Here is a 15,833-nt window from a genome sequence, read left to right as displayed (position 1 = left end):
GGGCTCAGGCCGAGCATGGCGCGGGCGAGCCCGTCGTGGCGCTTGCGCGGATGGCGCGGGCTCAGCCGCAGCCATGACACCAGCTCGCGCCGGGCCTCGGCGCGGCGCAGGTGCCGCAGCGTCGCCTTGTCGTGCAGCTCCGCCAGCCAGTCGCGCCGCGTCCTGTCGGTGACAAGCACCGCGTCCCGGCGCGACCAGCCGTAGAGATCGACCGGCCCCGCCTCGTAGGGGCCGCGATGGCTGAAGCGCAGCGGCAGTTGCCGCGCCAGCGGGTCGGGGTCGGTCCCGGCCTCCAGCGTGATCCGCGCCGCCAGCCGCAGGCCGGGCAGCGTGGTGCGGTCGTCCTGCGCCCACAGATCGGTGAAGCCGGTGCCCATGCGCCGGGCCGAGAGCGCGAGGATGGTCGCCTCGGCGGCGGCCCCGCAGGCCAGCCCGGCGGCGATGCCGTTGGGGTCCGAGACCGGCAGCATCGCGGCCGGGTCGCAGCCGATCAGGATCGTGTCGCCCTTGAACCGCCAGCGCGCGGGCTGGGTGTTGAGCGCGGAGGGCGCGCTGCGCGCCTCCTCGACGATCTGTCGAAACTGTTCGGTCTGCATCCATGGCTCCTCGGGTCGCGGCGCGCCGCCGCGCCAGACCCTAGCGGCCCCTGTCGCGACGGCAAGCTGTTCCGCTGCGGCTTTGGCCGAAGGACGCGGCCATGGATCGGGAGCGCGCCATATCTCCCTGATCGGAAACAGGAACAAAAATCGGCCGCCCCCGTCAGAGGGCGGCCGGGTTTCGGCGCAGAGCAGCCCTGCGGCTCAGGCGGCGTCGCGCTTGGGGTTCTTGCCCATGATGATCATCGACAGGATGTCGTCCTCGGTGACGTCCTCGACCCGCTCGGTGCCGACGAGCTGCCCGTTCTTCATCACCGAGACCCGGTCGCACAGATCCATCATCTCGCGCGTGTCGTGGCTGATGAGGAAGATGCCGAGGCCCTGCGCCTTCAGCTCCTTGATCAGATCCGCGACCATCGCCGTCTCGTGCACGCCCAAGGCCGCCGTCGGCTCGTCCATGATCAGGATACGCGCGTTGAAATACACTGCGCGGGCGATGGCGACCGATTGCCTCTGTCCGCCCGACAGCGCCGAGACCGGCTCGGAGAGCTTGCGGAAGTTGGGGTTGAGCCGCGCCATGATCTTTCGCGTCTCGGCCTCCTGCTTGGCGTCGTCGACGAAGCCCGCCCTGGTGGTGATCTCGCGCCCCAGAAACAGGTTCGAGGCGGCGTCGAGATTGTCGGCCAGAGCCAGCGTCTGGTAGATCGTCTCGATGTTGTAGCGCCGCGCGTCGCGGGGCGAGTTGATCGTGGCCTTCTCGCCCTCAATGCGGATCTCGCCTGAATCCGCCTTGTAGGCGCCCGAGAGGATCTTGATCAGCGTCGACTTGCCCGCGCCGTTGTGGCCCAGAAGGCCCACGACTTCGCCCGGGTAGAGATCGAGCGACACGCCGTCGACCGCCTGCACGCCGCCGAAGGCGATGCGGATGTCCTTGAGTTCGACTAGTGGTGTCGCGCCAGAGGCGCGCGGATCGGGGGCGCCATTCGCGCGCGGATCGGCTTTGGTTTCCATCTCACTTCCCTCCGACGCGGCGGCGATAGATGATGTCGATCAGCACGGCGGCCACGAGAACGGTGCCGACGACGATGTTCTGCAAGGGTGCATCCACACCGACCATCGCCATGCCCGATTGCAGCGACTGCATGATCAGCGCGCCCAGGATGGCGCCGTAGATCGTGCCGATCCCGCCCGAGAGCGCGGTGCCGCCGATCACGGCCGCGGCGATGACGCGCAGCTCGTCGAGCGTGCCGATGTCGTTGGAGTGGTTGGTCAGGCGGGCCGAGGCGACCACGGCCGAGATCGCCACGAGGATGCCCATGATCGAGAAGACCTTGACCGTCAGCAGCCGGGTGTTGATGCCCGACAGCTCGGCGGCGTCGGGGTTGCCGCCGGTGGCGAAGATGTAGCGCCCCAGCCGCGTCTTGCGCGCGATCACGGTCATCACGACCGCCACCGCGATCAGCAGCAGCACAGAGTAGGGGATGCCGTAGGCGGCGGTGTAGCCCTCGGGCATCTCCGCGCCGCGCGCGGCGAAGTCGCGCGCCAGAACCCGGCTCGGGATCTCGTAGGCATTTAGGAGCGCGACGAAGCCAAGGATCGCGGCCACGATGATGCCGATGACCACCGCCTCGGCCCAGACCGGCTTGACCGGGAAACCATGCCCGACCTTGTTGCGGCGCGCCGAGATCAGCGCCAGCACCGCGATGCCCGCGGCGACGAGGCCGAAGATCCAGCTCCATTGCGCGCCCAGCGTGCCGTTGATGCCGCCGAAGGCCTGGAAGGTCTCGTCGAGCGGGCCGATGGTCTGGCCGGAGGTGATGTACCAGCCGACGTTGCGCCAGATCAGCAGCCCACCCAAAGTCACGATGAAGGCGGGAATGGTGAGGTAGCCCACGAGCCAGCCCTGGAACGCGCCGATCACCGCGCCGGTGATCAGGCCGGCAAGGATGGCGAGCCATGGCAGCGCCGCGTGGCCCAGCGGCAGGCCCAGCGTGTCAGGCAGCCAGCGGGTCTGCATCATCGCCATGACGGCCGAGGCCGTCGCCAGCAGCGCGCCGACCGAGAGGTCGATGTGGCGTGTGACGATGATGAACACCATGCCGGTCGCCATGATCGCCACCGAGACGGTCTGGATCGACAGGTTGAAGATGTTGCGCGGGGTGAGGAAGCGGCCGTCGGTCAGCAGGTTGAACACGACGCAGACGGCGATGAAGGCGCCGACCATGCCCAGAAGGCGCAGGTCAAGCTCCAGCTGGTTGAGGAATGAGCGCGCGGGCGCCTTGTCCGCCGGCCGGCCCTTTTGGGGAGCGGCGTTGGGGACGCTGTCGGTATCGGACATTTCGGGGGTGCTCCTGAACGGAGGGGGTTGGCGCGGGGGAGCGCGCGAATTCCGGCATGAGCCCCCGGCCCGGCGGACCGGGCCGGGGGCGTCAGGCGTCAGTTGCAGGCGGCGACGTCACCCGTCACACCCTGGCAGAGCGTTTCCTGGTCGATCCAGCCGGCGTCGACCACGGCGTCGAGGTTCTCGATCGTCACCGGGACCGGATCGAGGAACTTCGCGGTGAGCGTGGTGCCCGCGGGCGAGGTCCACTCTTCCGCGCCTTCGATCGCGCTCATCTCGGTGCCCGAGGCCAGCTCGATCGCGATCTCGCCCGCCTCGCGGCCCAGCTCGCGGCTGTCCTTCCAGACCGAGACGGTCTGCGTGCCCTGTGCCACGCGGTTGAGCGCGGCGTGATCGGCGTCCTGGCCCGAGACCGGGATGCCGTCCATGCCCTGCGCGGTAAGTGCTGCCACCGCGCCACCCGCCGTGCCGTCGTTCGAGGCGACGACCGCGTCGACCTGGTTGTCCTGCGCAGTCAGGATCTGCTCCATGTTGCGCTGGGCGTTGGCGGGCAGCCAGCCGTCGGTATAGGCCTCGCCGACGATGGTGATCTTGCCGCTGTCGATCGCCTCCTGCAGCACCTCCTGCTGGCCGCCGCGCAGGAAGTCGGCATTGGGATCGGTGGGCGAGCCCTTGATCATGACGTAGTTGCCCTCGGGTGCTGCCTCGAGCACGGCGCGCGCCTGCATCCGGCCCACTTCGACGTTGTCGAAGGTCAGGTAAAAGGCGCGGTCGTCCTCGATCAGCCGGTCATAGGCGATGACCGGGATGCCTTCGTTGAAGGCGGCGTCCACGGCCGGGCCGATGGCCTGGGTGTCCTGCGCGAGGATGATCAGCGCGTCCACACCCTGCGCGATCAGGCTCTCGACATCCGAAAGCTGCTTGGAGGACGACGACTGCGCGTCGGCCGAGACGTATTCGGCACCGGCCTCTTCGAGCGCCGCCTTGATCGCCGCCTCGTCGGTCTTCCAGCGCTCCTCCTGGAAGTTGGACCAGCTGACGCCGACGGTCATGCCGTGCTGTTCGGCGATGGCGGCCGTGCTGAAGCCTGCCGTCAGGGCGACGGCGGCCAGAATTGCGTTGCGCATGTATTTCCTCCCTAACATGGCTCCCGTCCCACCGGGATGCCGGCCCCATGAGAAGCCGGTTGCCCGGCACAATGCCACATTTACTTTTCCTGTCAAAATATATTTTGCCATGGAGGCTGGAATACCGGTAACAATCGGCGTCGAGCGTCAACGGAGCGGGATATTTCATCGCGATCCGGCTGACGCCGCCGATAGATAATTCGGGGACTGAACTATGACAGGCTCGCCTGACGCCGATCCGGCCGGATCCGTGACCGCCCCGCCACAGGGGGTCGGCCCGCTGCTGCCCGGCGCCCATCGCGAGGCGCGTCCGCTGCGCCAGCAGATCCTCGAACATGTCCGCGCCCAGGGCCGCGTCGCCCGGGCCGAGATCAGCCGCGCGCTGGGGATCAGCGCGGGATCGGTCACCACCCTGACCTCCGAGCTCATAGCCATGGGGCTGCTGCGCGAGGTCGAGAACGCCAGCCCCGCCACCACCACCCGCGGGCGGCCTCGCGTCGCGCTCGAACTCGTGGCCGAGGGGCGGCTGGTCATCGGGGTCAAGATCTCCGACGAGCGCAACACCGCCGTGCTGGTCGATTTCGCCGGCACGATCCTCGCCGAAGCGGCCCGCGCCGCGCCGCCGATACGCCGCTCGCTCGACCAGACCTGCGACGAGATCGGCGCGCTGATCGAGGCGGTGCTGACCCGGGCGGGCCGTGCGTGCGAAGAGCTGCTCGCCGTCGGCGTCGGCCTGTCGGGCATGATCGACCACGAGACCGGCACGGTGCTGTGGTCGCCGCATCTGGGCTCCGACATGCCGCTCGGCCCCGAGGCCAGCCGCCGCTTCGGCCTGCCAGTGATCATCGACAACGACGCCAACATGCTGACGCTGGCCGAGTTGTGGTTCGGCGCCGGGCGCGAACGGTCGGATTTCGCGGTGGTCACCATCGAGCACGGGCTCGGCATGGGGCTCGTCATCGGCAACCGTCTCTACCGCGGCGAGCGCGGCATGGGGCTGGAGCTCGGTCACACCAAGGTGCAGCTCGACGGCGCGCTGTGCCGCTGCGGCAAGCGCGGCTGTCTCGAAGCCTATGTCGCCGATTACGCCCTGGCGCGCGAGGCGGCGACTGCATTGGGCCGCGCGCCGCAAAGCCCGCAGGTGATGCTCGACGCGCTCTATGCCGAGGCCAAGGCGGGCAACCGCGCCGCCCGCTCGATCTTCGACCGCGCGGGCCGCTACCTCGCGCTCGGCCTGTCCAACGTGATCCAGATCTTCGACCCCGAGCTGATCATCCTGTCCGGCGAGCGGATGCGCTACGATTATCTCTATGCCGAGGAGGTGCTGGCGGAGATGAGCGCACTGACCCTCGTCGAGGGACGCACGCCCGCGCGGGTCGAGATCCACGCCTGGGGCGATCTCGTCTGGGCCCGCGGAGCGAGCGCGCTGGCACTGGCCGCCGTGACCGGAACGGTGCTCGCCGAGGCGCGGGCGGCATGAGCGGGCGCGGCTGGCAGACGTGGCGCGTGGCCCGGCCCGGGGGATTTGCGTATTTTCGGAAAGATGAAACGGCAGGCGCGCTGCTGTGCTTCGCGGCCCTTCTCGCCGCCGGGAACGCCGCGGCCGAACCACGCTTCGAGGACCGCTCAGCCTCGCTCGGCGCGCATGAATACACCGGCGGCTGGACCCATTTCGTCGGCGGCGGCGTCGCCGTCATGGATTGCGACGGCGATGCGCGCCCCGACATCTTCGCCGCCGGGGGCGAGAGACCGGCCCGGCTGTGGCGCAACCTCGGGGATTTCGATTTCGCCCCCCTGCCCCTGCCCGAGCTTACGGGCGTCACCGGCGCCTACCCGCTCGACGCCGATGCCGATGGCCACCCCGATCTCTTCGTCATGCACGCCGGGCCGAACCGGCTTCTGCGCGGCATGGGCGAGTGCCGCTTCGAAGAGGCGACCGGGGCGATGGGCCTGCCCGCGGGCGACGCATGGACCACCGCCTTCACCGCATGGTGGGAGGATGACGGGCGGCCCGTCATGGCGGTCGGCAATTACGTCGACCGCGGCGATCCCGACGGGCCCTTCGAGGCCTGCGACGACAACGCGATACTGCGGCCCACCGATAAAGGATGGCGGGCCGAGACCCTCGCCCCCGGCTACTGCGCCCTGTCGATGTTGGCCGCGCGCGATGCGCGTGGGAGAGCCGCGCTGCGCATCTCCAACGACCGGCACTACTACGTGCGCGGCGGTCACGAGCAGATGTGGGACATCGCCGGGCGCCGTTTCCTGGCCGAAGCCGATGGCTGGCCGACCGTCTCGCTCTGGGGCATGGGCATCGCCAGCCGCGACCTCGACGGCGACGGGCGCGACGAGGTGATGCTCACCTCCATGGGCGACCAACTGTTGCAGCTCGCGCAGCCCGACGGCTCCTACGCCGCCGCCCCCTTTTCCATCGGCTCCTACGCACAACGCCCGCATCTGGGCGATGATGGCCGCCCCTCGACCGGCTGGCACGCCGAGTTCGGCGATGTCGACAATGACGGGCGGGCCGATCTCTTCATCGCCAAGGGCAATGTCGACCAGATGCCCACCAATGCCATGCGCGACCCCAACAACCTGCTGATGCAGCAGCCGGACGGCACCTTCGTCGAGGCATCGCTCAAGGCCGGGATCGCCACCACCGAGCGCGCGCGCGGCGCGGCGCTGGCGGATTTCGACGGCGACGGGCGGCTCGACCTCGTCGTCCTCAACCGCCGCGCGCCCATCGAGCTGTGGCGCAACGTGACCCAAGGCACCGGGCACTGGCTCGGAATCGACCTCGCCCAGCCGGGCGGCAACCGCGATGCCATCGGCGCGGTGGTGACCATCGAGACCGAAGCCGGGCGTCAGGTGCTGCAACGCACCGTCGGTGGCGGCCATGCGGGCGGGCGGCTCGGGCCGCTGCATGTCGGGCTGGGCGCCGCGACAGGCGCGCGCATCACGGTCGAATGGCCCGATGGCACGGTCACCGGGCCGCATGAGGTGGAGGTCGACCGCATCGTCACCCTCGACCGCGCCGCCCTGCCGGGCTGATCTTGCCAGCCCGCCCCCCGGCGCTAGGGTGGCGGGCATGAGCACACGCAGCTACGCCATCGGCGACATCCACGGCCACCCGGAAAAGCTCCGGGCGGCGCATGACCTCATCGCGGCCGATCGCATCCGCCAAGGCGACGCGACGAGCCCGGTGATCCATCTGGGCGATCTCACCGATCGCGGCCCCGACAGCCGCGGCGTGATCGAGATCCTGCTGGAGGGGATCGAGGGCGGCGCGCCGTGGATCGTCATCCTCGGCAATCACGACCGGATGTTCCGCAATTTCCTCGACGATCCCGATTGGCACGACCCCTGCCTGCGCGAGGATCTGGGCTGGCTCAACCCGCGCCTCGGCGGCGACACCACGCTTCAAAGCTATGGCGTCGCGCCGGTCGAAGGCCGCGACCTCTACGAGGTGCACCGCGAGGCGGTGCAGAAGGTACCGCGCGCGCATCGCGACTTCCTCGCCGCCCTGCCGCTGTTTCACGCGCGGGGCGAGGCGCTCTTCGTCCATGCCGGGCTGCGCCCCGGCCGGGCGCTGAGCGCTCAGACCGAGGATGATCTCGTCTGGATCCGCAAGGGCTGGCTCGAGGACACGCGTGACCATGGTCCGCTCGTGGTGCATGGCCACACCGCGCTGGAGCGTCCGCGCCATTTCGGCAACCGCGTCGATCTCGACGGCGGCGCGGCCTATGGCCGTCCGCTCGCGGCGGCGGTGATCGAGGGACGCGACATCCGGTTGCTGACGCCCGAAGGGCGTACGCCGCTGCAGCCCGAGCCCGAAACCTAACCCGAGGCTCAGCGCGGGATCGCCGCCGTCGCTTCGATTTCCAAGAGCGCTTCGTCCTCGACTAGCCCCGCGACGATGACCATGGTCATCGCGGGGAAGCTGCGGCCCAGAACCCGGCGGTAGGCCTGGCCCACCTCCTTCTGCCGCGCCAGATACTCGGCCTTGTCGATCACGAACCATGTCAGCCGGGTGATGTGCTCTGGCCCGCCGCCCGCCGCTTCGACCACGTCGAGGATGTTGCGCAACGCCTGCTCCATCTGGCCGATGAAATCATGGCTTTCGAACACCTGTTCCGCGGTCCAGCCGATCTGGCCGCCGATGAAGAGATGCCCCTCGGGCGTCATCACGCCATTGGCATAACCCTTGGCCGGGGCCCAGCCCTCGGGGTGGATGATCTCATGAGCCATTGGGCACCTCTCCTTCGGTCGTTGATGCGTCGCCCGCCCGGGCGATCTCGGTCTCGATGGCGTCGCGCAGCGGCGCCGGCCAGCTCACCGGCCGGCCCGTCGCCTGCGAAACATGGACGAGGGTGAAGCCGGCCTGCAGCCGCGTCTCGTCACGGCTTGAAATCTCGATCTCGAGGTCGAGGCTGGAGCGCCCGACCCGCAGCGCCTTGAGCCGCAGCGCCAGCGGATCGCCGATCCGGCTCGGCGCGGTAAAGCGCACCTCGCAGCGCGCGGTGGGCACCGCGTGTCCGCCCTCGACATGGATCGCCCCGAAGCTGTGGCCCAGCCGCGCGTCGAACCAGTCCTCGATGCAGGCGTTCAGCATCTCGAAATAGCGCGGATAAAAGACGATCCCCGCCGGGTCGCAATGCTCGAACCGCACCTTGCGCGTGGTGGTGAAGGACAACTCAGACCCCCAGATAGCGCTGCGCGAGCTCGCCCGAGAGCGCCTCCGGCGGCCCGTGCCAGACGTCGCGCCCACGCTCCAGCACGACACAATCATCGGCCACCGCCGCCAGCTCGCGCAGCGACTTGTCCACCACGAGGATCGACTGGCCCTGTGCCTTCAACTCGCGGATCGCGGCCCAGATCTCGGCCCGCACCACCGGGGCCAGCCCCTCGGTCGCCTCGTCGAGGATCAAAAGCTTTGGGTTGGTCATCAGCGCCCGGCCGATCACCAGCATCTGCTGCTCGCCGCCCGACAGCGTCTCGGCCCGCTGCCTCGCGCGCTCGGCAAGGCGCGGGAACAGGTCGCAGACCTTCTCGATGGTCCATTCGCCCTTGCGCGCGGCGGCCATGAGGTTCTCGCGCACCGTCAGCCCGGCGAAGGCGCGCCGCCCCTCGGGAACAAGCCCCAGCCCCAGCCGCGCCGCCTTGTGCGAGGGCAGCCGCGCCAGATCGTGCCCCGCGAAGGAGATGCGCCCACCGCTCGCCGCCATCATCCGGGTGATGCAGGCGATGGTCGTGGTCTTGCCCATGCCGTTGCGGCCCATCAGCGCCAGCGCCTGCCCTTCCTCGATGCGCAACGACACGCCGAACAGCGCCTGGCTCGCGCCGTAGGCGGCGTGGAGATCCTCGACGTCGAGCAGCGCGCTCATGCTTCCTCTCCCAGATAGACCCGCTGCACCTCCCGGTCGGTGCGTATCTCATCCGGCGTGCCGGTGGCGATGACGCGCCCGTAAACCAGCACCGAGACCCGGTCCGACAGGCGGAACACCGCGTCCATGTCGTGCTCCACCAGCAGGATCGGCGCGCGATGGCGCAGCGCGTCGAGCAGGTCGCCGAGCGCGGTCGCGCCTTCCGTCCCCATGCCCGCCATCGGTTCGTCGAGCAGGAACAGCGCAGGTTTGAGCGCCAGTGCCATGGCGATCTCGAGCTTGCGCCGTTCGCCATGCGCGAGCTCCGCCGCCGGGACCGCCTCGCGCCCCGAAAGCCCCGCCTGCGCGATGCAGTCGCGCGCGGTCTGCAAGAGCCCCGCGTCGCGCATCACGGGGCGAAAGAAGCGGAAGGTCGCGCCTGACGCGCCTTGGGCGGCGAGCACCACGTTCTGCAGCACCGTGAACTCGGGCGCGACGGAGGAGACCTGGAAGCTGCGCGCCATGCCCATGCGCGCGCGCCCCGCCGCGTCGATGCCCGCGAGGCTTCGGCCACGCAGGACCACCTCGCCCGCATCGGGCGCGATCTCGCCCGAGATCTGCTTGATCAGCGTCGATTTGCCCGCCCCGTTCGGCCCGATCAGCGCGTGGATCTCGCCCGGGCGAAGGTCGAGCGACACGTCGTCGGTCGCCTTCAACGCGCCGAAGCTCTTGGACAGGCCGCGAATGTCGAGGATCGGATCAGCCATGGCGCTTGCCCCCCGCAAGAAACCCGATGACGCCGCCGCGCGCAAACAGCACGACGCCGAGGAGCAGCAGCCCGAAGAAAAACTGCCAATGATCGCTGACACCGCCCAACAGGTGTTCGAGCGTGATGTAGAGCCCGGCGCCCGCCAGCGGCGCAAAAAGCCGGCCCGTGCCGCCGAGGATCAAGAACACGAGAAGCTCGCCCGAGAGGTGCCACGACAGCATCGAGGGGCTGACGAAGCGGTTGAGATCGGCATAAAGCGCGCCCGCCAGCGCCGTGATCGCGCCCGAGATGACGAAGGCCACCAGGAGCACGCCGCCGGGCCTGATGCCCACCGCCATGAGCCGCTGCCTGTTCTGCCGCGCCGCCTGCAGCGCGAGGCCGAAGCGCGAATGCGCCAGCATGGCGATCAGCCCCAGCACCGCGAAGAGGACGGCACAGGTGAGGCCGAAGAACTGCACGGGATCGAGCGTGTTCAGCCCCGGAAACCCGTTGCGCACGTAGATCGGCAGCCCGTCCTCGCCGCCATAGGCGGGCCAAGAGATGGCGAAGTAGAAGATCATCTGGCCGAAGGCCAAGGTGATCATGATGAAGTAGACGCCCGTGGTCCTGAGCGACAGCGCCCCGATCAGCGCGGCGGCCAGCGCGCCGATCACCATGGCGGTGATCCAGATCACCGGCATCGAGGTGGTGCCCTCGAAGAGAAAGGGCCATTCGAACATCGGTGTGTAGTTCAGCGCGTGATGCGCGAGGATGCCGGCGCTGTAGCCGCCCAGCCCGAAATAGGCGGCGTGGCCGAAGGAGACGAGCCCGCCGAAGCCCAGCACGAGGTTCAGCCCCGCCCCGGCGATGGCGAGGATCGCCACCTTGGTGGCCAGCGTGACGAGAAAGGTCTCGCCCATGGCCCAGGCAACGAGGCCGAAGCCCAAAAGCCCCAGAGCCAAAGCCGCGTTGACGATCTGCGCGCGGTTCATGCGCCCTCCCCGCCCCTCGGGCACCGCTGTCACCTCTGCCGCGCTCATGCCCGCGCTCCGAACAGGCCGCCGGGCTTCACGATCAGCACCAGCGCCATCAGGATGTAGATCGCCATCGAGGCCAGCGCCGCGCCGACGGATGTGGCCGCCGAGGTTTCCATGAACAGCTCGAAGACCGAGGGCAGCAGCACCCGCCCCATCGTGTCGGTGAGGCCCACCAGCAGCGCGCCGATCAGCGCGCCCTTGATCGAGCCGATGCCACCGATGACGATCACCACGAAGGCGAGGATCAGCACCGGCTCGCCCATGCCAACCTGCACCGACTGGATGGTGCCGACCAGCGCCCCGGCCATGCCGGCGAGCGCCGCGCCCAGCGCGAAGACCAGCGTGTAGAGGCGGCGGATATCGACGCCAAGCGCCGCGATCATCTCGCGGTCGGCTTCACCGGCGCGGACCTGCACGCCGATCCGTGTTTTGCCGATCAGCAGGAACAGCCCCACGGCGACGGCAAGCCCCGCGCCGATAATGGCAAGGCGGAACAGCGAATAGCGGATGCCGCCCGGCAGGGTGACGCTGCCCGAAAGCGCCTCGGGCACGTTGAGATAAAGCGGAAAGGAGCCGTAGAGCCAGCGCGTGCCTTCCGAGAAGATGAGGATGAGCGCGAAGGTGGCGAGCACCTGGTCGAGATGGTCGCGCCGGTAGAGCCTTCGGATCACCGCCACCTCGACGATCGCGCCCGCCGCCGCCGCGGCGGCGATGGAGGCCGCGAGGCCGAGCCAGAAGGAGCCGGTCGCGGCGGCGACGCCCGCGCAGGCGAAGGCGCCGACCATGTAGAGCGAGCCATGCGCGAGGTTGATCAGCCCCATGACGCCGAAGACCAGCGTCAGCCCGGCAGCCATGAGAAACAGCATCAGCCCGGACTGCAGCCCGTTCAGAAGCTGTTCGATCAGCAGGATCATCGACATCGGCGGCGCCTCTCAATGGGGGTGCGGCGGGCGCGGACGCCCGCCGCCGCGGATCACATCTTGCACTCTTCGGCGTAGGCGTCGCCGCGGTCCGTCATCGCCGTGGCGGCGATCTTGTTGGTGAGCGTGCCATCCTCGGAGATCACCTCGCGGACATAGATGTCCTGCACCGGGTGCTGGTTCGGCCCGAAGGAGAACTTGCCGCGCAGGCTGTCGAACTCGGCCGCGCGGATCGCCTCGCGGAAGGCGTCGGCGTCGGACACCTCGGCCTTTTCCATCGCCGAGAGGATCAGCCGCGCCGTGTCGTAGCCCTGCGCCGCGTAGAGCGAGGGCAGCCGGTCGTACTTCTCCTCGAAGGCCGCGACGAAGGCGGCGTTGGCCTCGTTGTCGATGTCCTTCGACCACTGCGCCGTGTTCTTCACGCCGACCGCCGCCTCGCCGATCGCGGGCAGGATGTCCTGGCTGAAGGAGAACGCCGGGCCCACGACCGGCATGTCGATGCCCGCCTCGGCCCATTGCTTCATGAAGGAGATGCCCATGCCGCCCGGCAGGAAGAAGAACAGCGCGTCGGCGTCGCTGTCGCGGATCTGCGCGATCTCGGCGGCATAGTCGGTCTGGCCGAGCTGGGTGTAGACCTCGCTCGCCACCTCGCCCTCGTAGAAGCGCTTGAAGCCCGAGAGGCTGTCCTGACCGGCAGGATAGTTCGGCGCCATGATGAACATGCTGCCATAGCCCTCGTCGGTGGCATACTGCCCCGCCGCCTCGTGCAGGTTGTCGTTCTGGTAGGAGACCGAGAAGTAATTCTCGTGGCAGCCCTTGCCGGCAAGCTGCGAGGGGGCTGCATTGGTCGAAAGGTAGAACTTGCCCTGCCGCACCGCGCCCGGCACCACTGCCATGGCGAGGTTCGACCAGACGATGCCGGTCAGGATGTCGACCTCCTCGGACTGGATCAGCTCATCGGAAAGCTGCACCGCCACCTCCGGTTTGCGCTGGTCGTCCTCGATCACGACCTCCAGCTCCGGGTTGCCCGCCTCCTCGACCGCGAGCATGAAGCCGTCGCGCGTGTCGATGCCGAGGCTGGCACCACCGCCCGACAGCGTGGTGATCATGCCGACCTTCACCGGCTCGGCCATGGCGGCCGTGCCCATCATCGACAGCGCCAGTGCGGTCGTCGTCAGAAATCTGGTCATTCTCGTCTCCCTGTGGATGCCGGTCTTGGGGCCGGTCATAGATTGGTACGCAAGTGCCAAAGCTCTGGAAAGAGTTCGATTTCGAGCATCCGCTTGAGATAGCTGACGCCGCCCGTGCCTCCCGTCCCGCGCTTGAAGCCTATGACGCGCTCCACCGTGGTGACGTGGTTGAAGCGCCAGCGGCGGAAGTAATCCTCGAAATCCACCAGCTTTTCGGCCAGCTCGTAGAGCGGCCAATGCGTCTCGGGATCGCGATAGACCTCGGTCCAGGCCGCCATCACCCGGTCGTCGGGATGCGCGGCGCGCTCGGGCACGTCGAAGCCCGCGCGGGCCAGACAGCCGATGGCGGTGTCGTAGAGGCTCGGTCGCGCCAGTTCGGCGCGCAGCTTCTCGACGATGTCGGGGCGGTGCTGGTGGGGGCCGATCATCTTTTCGTTGCGGTTGCCGACGGTGAACTCGATCAGCCGGTACTGCCACGACTGAAAGCCCGAGGACTGGCCCAGCGCGTCGCGGTAGCTTGTGTATTCGCTCGGCGTCATGGTGCGCAGCACGTCCCATGCGGCGTTCATCTGCTCGAAGATCCGCGCAACCCGGGTCAGCATCTTGAAGGCCGGGCGCAGCCGGTCCTCGGCGATCGCCGCGCGGGCGGCGTCCAACTCGTGCAGCGCGAGCCGCATCCAAAGCTCGGTCACCTGGTGCTGCACGATGAACAGCATCTCGTCATGCTGGTCCGTGCGCGGATGCTGCGCGGTGAGCACGGCGTCGAGGCCGAGATAGTCGGTGTAGGACATCTTGTCCGCGAACTGCATGACGGGATCGTCGGTCACTCGGCCCCCTCGCGCAGGCGGAAGCGCTGGATCTTGCCGCTCTCGGTCTTGGGCAGCACGTCGCAGAACACGACAGAGCGGGGATACTTGTAGGGCGCGATCTGCGCCTTCACATGGTCCTGCAAAAGCTTGACCATCGCGTCGCAGCGCTCCTCGCCCTCGGCCAGCACCACATGCGCCTGCACGATCTGCCCGCGGTCGGGGTCCGGGTGGCCCACCACCGCGCATTCGGCCACCGCGACATGCGACAAAAGCGCCGCCTCGACCTCTGGCGCGGCGATGTTGTAGCCCGCCGAAAGGATGATGTCGTCCGAGCGGGCGGCGAAGTGGAAGCGCCCGTCGGCGTCCTGCACGAAGGCGTCGCCGGTCAGGTTCCAGCCGTCATGCACGTAGTCGCGCTGGCGCGCGTCGGCGAGGTAGCGGCAGCCGGTCGGACCCTTCACCGCCAGTTGCCCCACCGTGCCGCGCGGCACCTCGTTTAGATCGTCATCGACCACCTTCGCGACATAGCCGGTGACGGGCCGCCCGGTGCAGCCCGGATGGCTGTCGTCGAGACGGTTGGTGATGAAGATGTGCAGAAGCTCGGTCGCGCCGATGCCGTCGAGCATCGGCTTGCCGGTCTTTTCCATCCATTCGTGATAGACCGGCGCGGGCAGCGTCTCGCCCGCCGAGACGGCGCAGCGCAGGGACAACAGGTCCGCGCCCTCCTCCATCGCGCGCAGCATGGCGCGGTAGGCGGTCGGCGCGGTGAAGCAGACCGTCGCCTTATACTTCTCGATAATCTCGACCATGTTGGGCGGCGAGGCCGTTTCCAGCAACGTCGCCGCCGCTCCGAAGCGCAGCGGAAACACCGCGAGCCCGCCAAGCCCGAAGGTGAAGGCCAAGGGGGGCGAGCCGACGAAGACATCCTCGGGGGTGACGCCGAGCACTTCCTTGGCGTAGCCGTCCGCGATGATCAGGATGTCGCGGTGAAAATGCATCGTGGCCTTGGGCACCCCGGTCGAGCCGGAGGTGAAGCCCAAGAGCGCCACGTCGTCGCGCCCCGTCTCGACCGCTTGAAACGTCACCGGCTTGTCGAGCGCGGCGCGATCCAGCTCGGCGTCGTGGTTGGCGGTGCCGTCGAAGCCCACGACCTTGGCCAGATGCGGGCTGCGCTTGGCGCAGGCCACCATCTCGTCCATCAGCCGCGTGTCGCACAAAGCGAGGCTGACCTCGGCCTTGTCGACGATCTTGCACAGCTCGCCCGCGCGCAGCATCGGCATGGTGTTGACCACCACCGCGCCCGCCTTGGTCGCCGCGAGCCAGCAGGCGACCATCGCCGGGTTGTTGGCCGAGCGGATCAACACCCGGTTGCCCGGCTTCACGCCATAATCCTCGACCAGCACCCGCGCGATGCGGTTGGTCCAGTCCATCAGCTCCTTGTAGCTGCGCCGCCGCCCGTTGCCGATCAGCGCGGTGCGGTCGCCATGCCCCCGCTCGACCAGCCGGTCGCACAATTCGACCCCGGCATTGAGCCGCTCGGGGTAGTCGAACCCCTCCAGCAGCAGCTCCGGCCATTGGTCGAATGGCGGCAGGTTGTCGCGCGAGAAGCTGTCCTCATGCGCCGTCGGTCCCAGCATCTGTCTGTCCTCCCCTGATCCGCACCGCCGGGGCTCTCCCCTTCCCCGACAGCGCGGTCCCTTGT

Annotated in this window: 15 protein-coding genes and 2 pseudogenes; 3 read left to right on the top strand and 14 right to left on the bottom strand. The window is 68.7% G+C overall.

Annotation, left to right across the window (positions count from 1 at the left end):
* The 4 genes and pseudogenes from NHG85_RS16420 to xylF form a co-directional block, all read right to left on the bottom strand.
* Positions 1-596 (bottom strand): annotated as a pseudogene (locus tag NHG85_RS16420) (hypothetical protein); the annotation flags it as partial.
* Positions 597-800: 204 nt separating this feature from the next.
* Positions 801-1,607 (bottom strand): ATP-binding cassette domain-containing protein, encoded by an 807-nt coding sequence (locus NHG85_RS16415; protein ID WP_253334376.1) that lies wholly within the window; start codon positions 1,605-1,607, stop codon positions 801-803.
* A 1-nt stretch (position 1,608) separates the two neighbouring features.
* Entirely contained in the window at positions 1,609-2,934 is a 1,326-nt protein-coding gene (locus NHG85_RS16410; RefSeq protein WP_253334374.1) for a sugar ABC transporter permease, read from the bottom strand.
* Between the two features lie 98 nt (positions 2,935-3,032).
* Complete coding sequence (xylF, locus tag NHG85_RS16405; RefSeq protein WP_253334372.1) at positions 3,033-4,064, bottom strand: D-xylose ABC transporter substrate-binding protein; 1,032 nt, start codon at positions 4,062-4,064, stop codon at positions 3,033-3,035.
* A gap of 214 nt (positions 4,065-4,278) precedes the next feature.
* Here xylF and NHG85_RS16400 point away from each other — a divergent pair, with 214 nt between their 5' ends.
* The 3 genes from NHG85_RS16400 to NHG85_RS16390 are packed head-to-tail and all read left to right on the top strand — an operon-like array spanning position 4,279 to position 7,905.
* Positions 4,279-5,544, top strand: a complete 1,266-nt coding sequence (locus NHG85_RS16400; protein WP_370363043.1) for an ROK family transcriptional regulator — start codon at positions 4,279-4,281, stop codon at positions 5,542-5,544.
* A complete protein-coding gene (locus NHG85_RS16395) occupies positions 5,541-7,115 on the top strand; it encodes a CRTAC1 family protein (RefSeq protein ID WP_253334360.1) in 1,575 nt (524 codons plus the stop codon). The genes NHG85_RS16400 and NHG85_RS16395 overlap by 4 nt, the downstream gene beginning before the upstream one ends.
* 37 nt (positions 7,116-7,152) lie before the next feature.
* The gene (locus NHG85_RS16390) at positions 7,153-7,905 is read left to right on the top strand and encodes a metallophosphoesterase (RefSeq protein WP_253334358.1); all 753 of its coding nucleotides are present in this window, start codon (positions 7,153-7,155) and stop codon (positions 7,903-7,905) included.
* Between the two features lie 8 nt (positions 7,906-7,913).
* Here the strand turns inward: NHG85_RS16390 and NHG85_RS16385 are convergent, their stop codons facing one another.
* The 10 genes and pseudogenes from NHG85_RS16385 to NHG85_RS16345 all read right to left on the bottom strand — a co-directional run bounded on the left by NHG85_RS16385 (position 7,914) and on the right by NHG85_RS16345 (position 15,768).
* A complete protein-coding gene (locus NHG85_RS16385) occupies positions 7,914-8,312 on the bottom strand; it encodes a RidA family protein (RefSeq protein ID WP_253334356.1) in 399 nt (132 codons plus the stop codon).
* Positions 8,302-8,757, bottom strand: coding sequence for an acyl-CoA thioesterase (locus NHG85_RS16380; protein WP_253334354.1), 456 nt, complete (start codon positions 8,755-8,757; stop codon positions 8,302-8,304). Before NHG85_RS16380 ends, NHG85_RS16385 begins: the two co-directional genes overlap by 11 nt.
* A gap of 1 nt (position 8,758) precedes the next feature.
* On the bottom strand, positions 8,759-9,448 hold the full coding sequence (locus tag NHG85_RS16375; RefSeq protein ID WP_253334347.1) for an ABC transporter ATP-binding protein: 690 nt from the start codon (positions 9,446-9,448) through the stop codon (positions 8,759-8,761).
* Positions 9,445-9,576 carry an ABC transporter ATP-binding protein C-terminal domain-containing protein gene (locus NHG85_RS19900; protein ID WP_370363045.1) on the bottom strand — a complete coding sequence of 44 codons (132 nt, stop codon included), beginning with the start codon at positions 9,574-9,576 and terminating at the stop codon, positions 9,445-9,447. Before NHG85_RS19900 ends, NHG85_RS16375 begins: the two co-directional genes overlap by 4 nt.
* 99 nt (positions 9,577-9,675) lie before the next feature.
* A pseudogene (locus NHG85_RS16370) lies at positions 9,676-10,122 on the bottom strand (ATP-binding cassette domain-containing protein); the annotation flags it as partial.
* Positions 10,123-10,186: 64 nt separating this feature from the next.
* Entirely contained in the window at positions 10,187-11,167 is a 981-nt protein-coding gene (locus NHG85_RS16365; RefSeq protein ID WP_253334387.1) for a branched-chain amino acid ABC transporter permease, read from the bottom strand.
* Between the two features lie 44 nt (positions 11,168-11,211).
* The gene (locus tag NHG85_RS16360; RefSeq protein WP_253334343.1) at positions 11,212-12,132 is read right to left on the bottom strand and encodes a branched-chain amino acid ABC transporter permease; all 921 of its coding nucleotides are present in this window, start codon (positions 12,130-12,132) and stop codon (positions 11,212-11,214) included.
* A 53-nt stretch (positions 12,133-12,185) separates the two neighbouring features.
* Positions 12,186-13,322: an ABC transporter substrate-binding protein gene (locus tag NHG85_RS16355; RefSeq protein WP_253334341.1), complete on the bottom strand. Its 1,137-nt coding sequence runs from the start codon at positions 13,320-13,322 to the stop codon at positions 12,186-12,188.
* A gap of 35 nt (positions 13,323-13,357) precedes the next feature.
* Positions 13,358-14,131, bottom strand: a complete 774-nt coding sequence (gene kynA, locus NHG85_RS16350) for a tryptophan 2,3-dioxygenase (protein ID WP_253334379.1) — start codon at positions 14,129-14,131, stop codon at positions 13,358-13,360.
* Between the two features lie 14 nt (positions 14,132-14,145).
* The gene (locus NHG85_RS16345) at positions 14,146-15,768 is read right to left on the bottom strand and encodes an AMP-binding protein (protein WP_253334333.1); all 1,623 of its coding nucleotides are present in this window, start codon (positions 15,766-15,768) and stop codon (positions 14,146-14,148) included.
* Between the last annotated feature and the right edge of the window lie 65 nt (positions 15,769-15,833).

Origin of the sequence: Limimaricola litoreus, assembly GCF_024159025.1 — a bacterium.
Taxonomy (GTDB): domain Bacteria; phylum Pseudomonadota; class Alphaproteobacteria; order Rhodobacterales; family Rhodobacteraceae; genus Limimaricola; species Limimaricola litoreus.
Note: the sequence above shows the minus strand (reverse complement) of the source record. Positions and strands in the feature narration are given on the sequence as shown.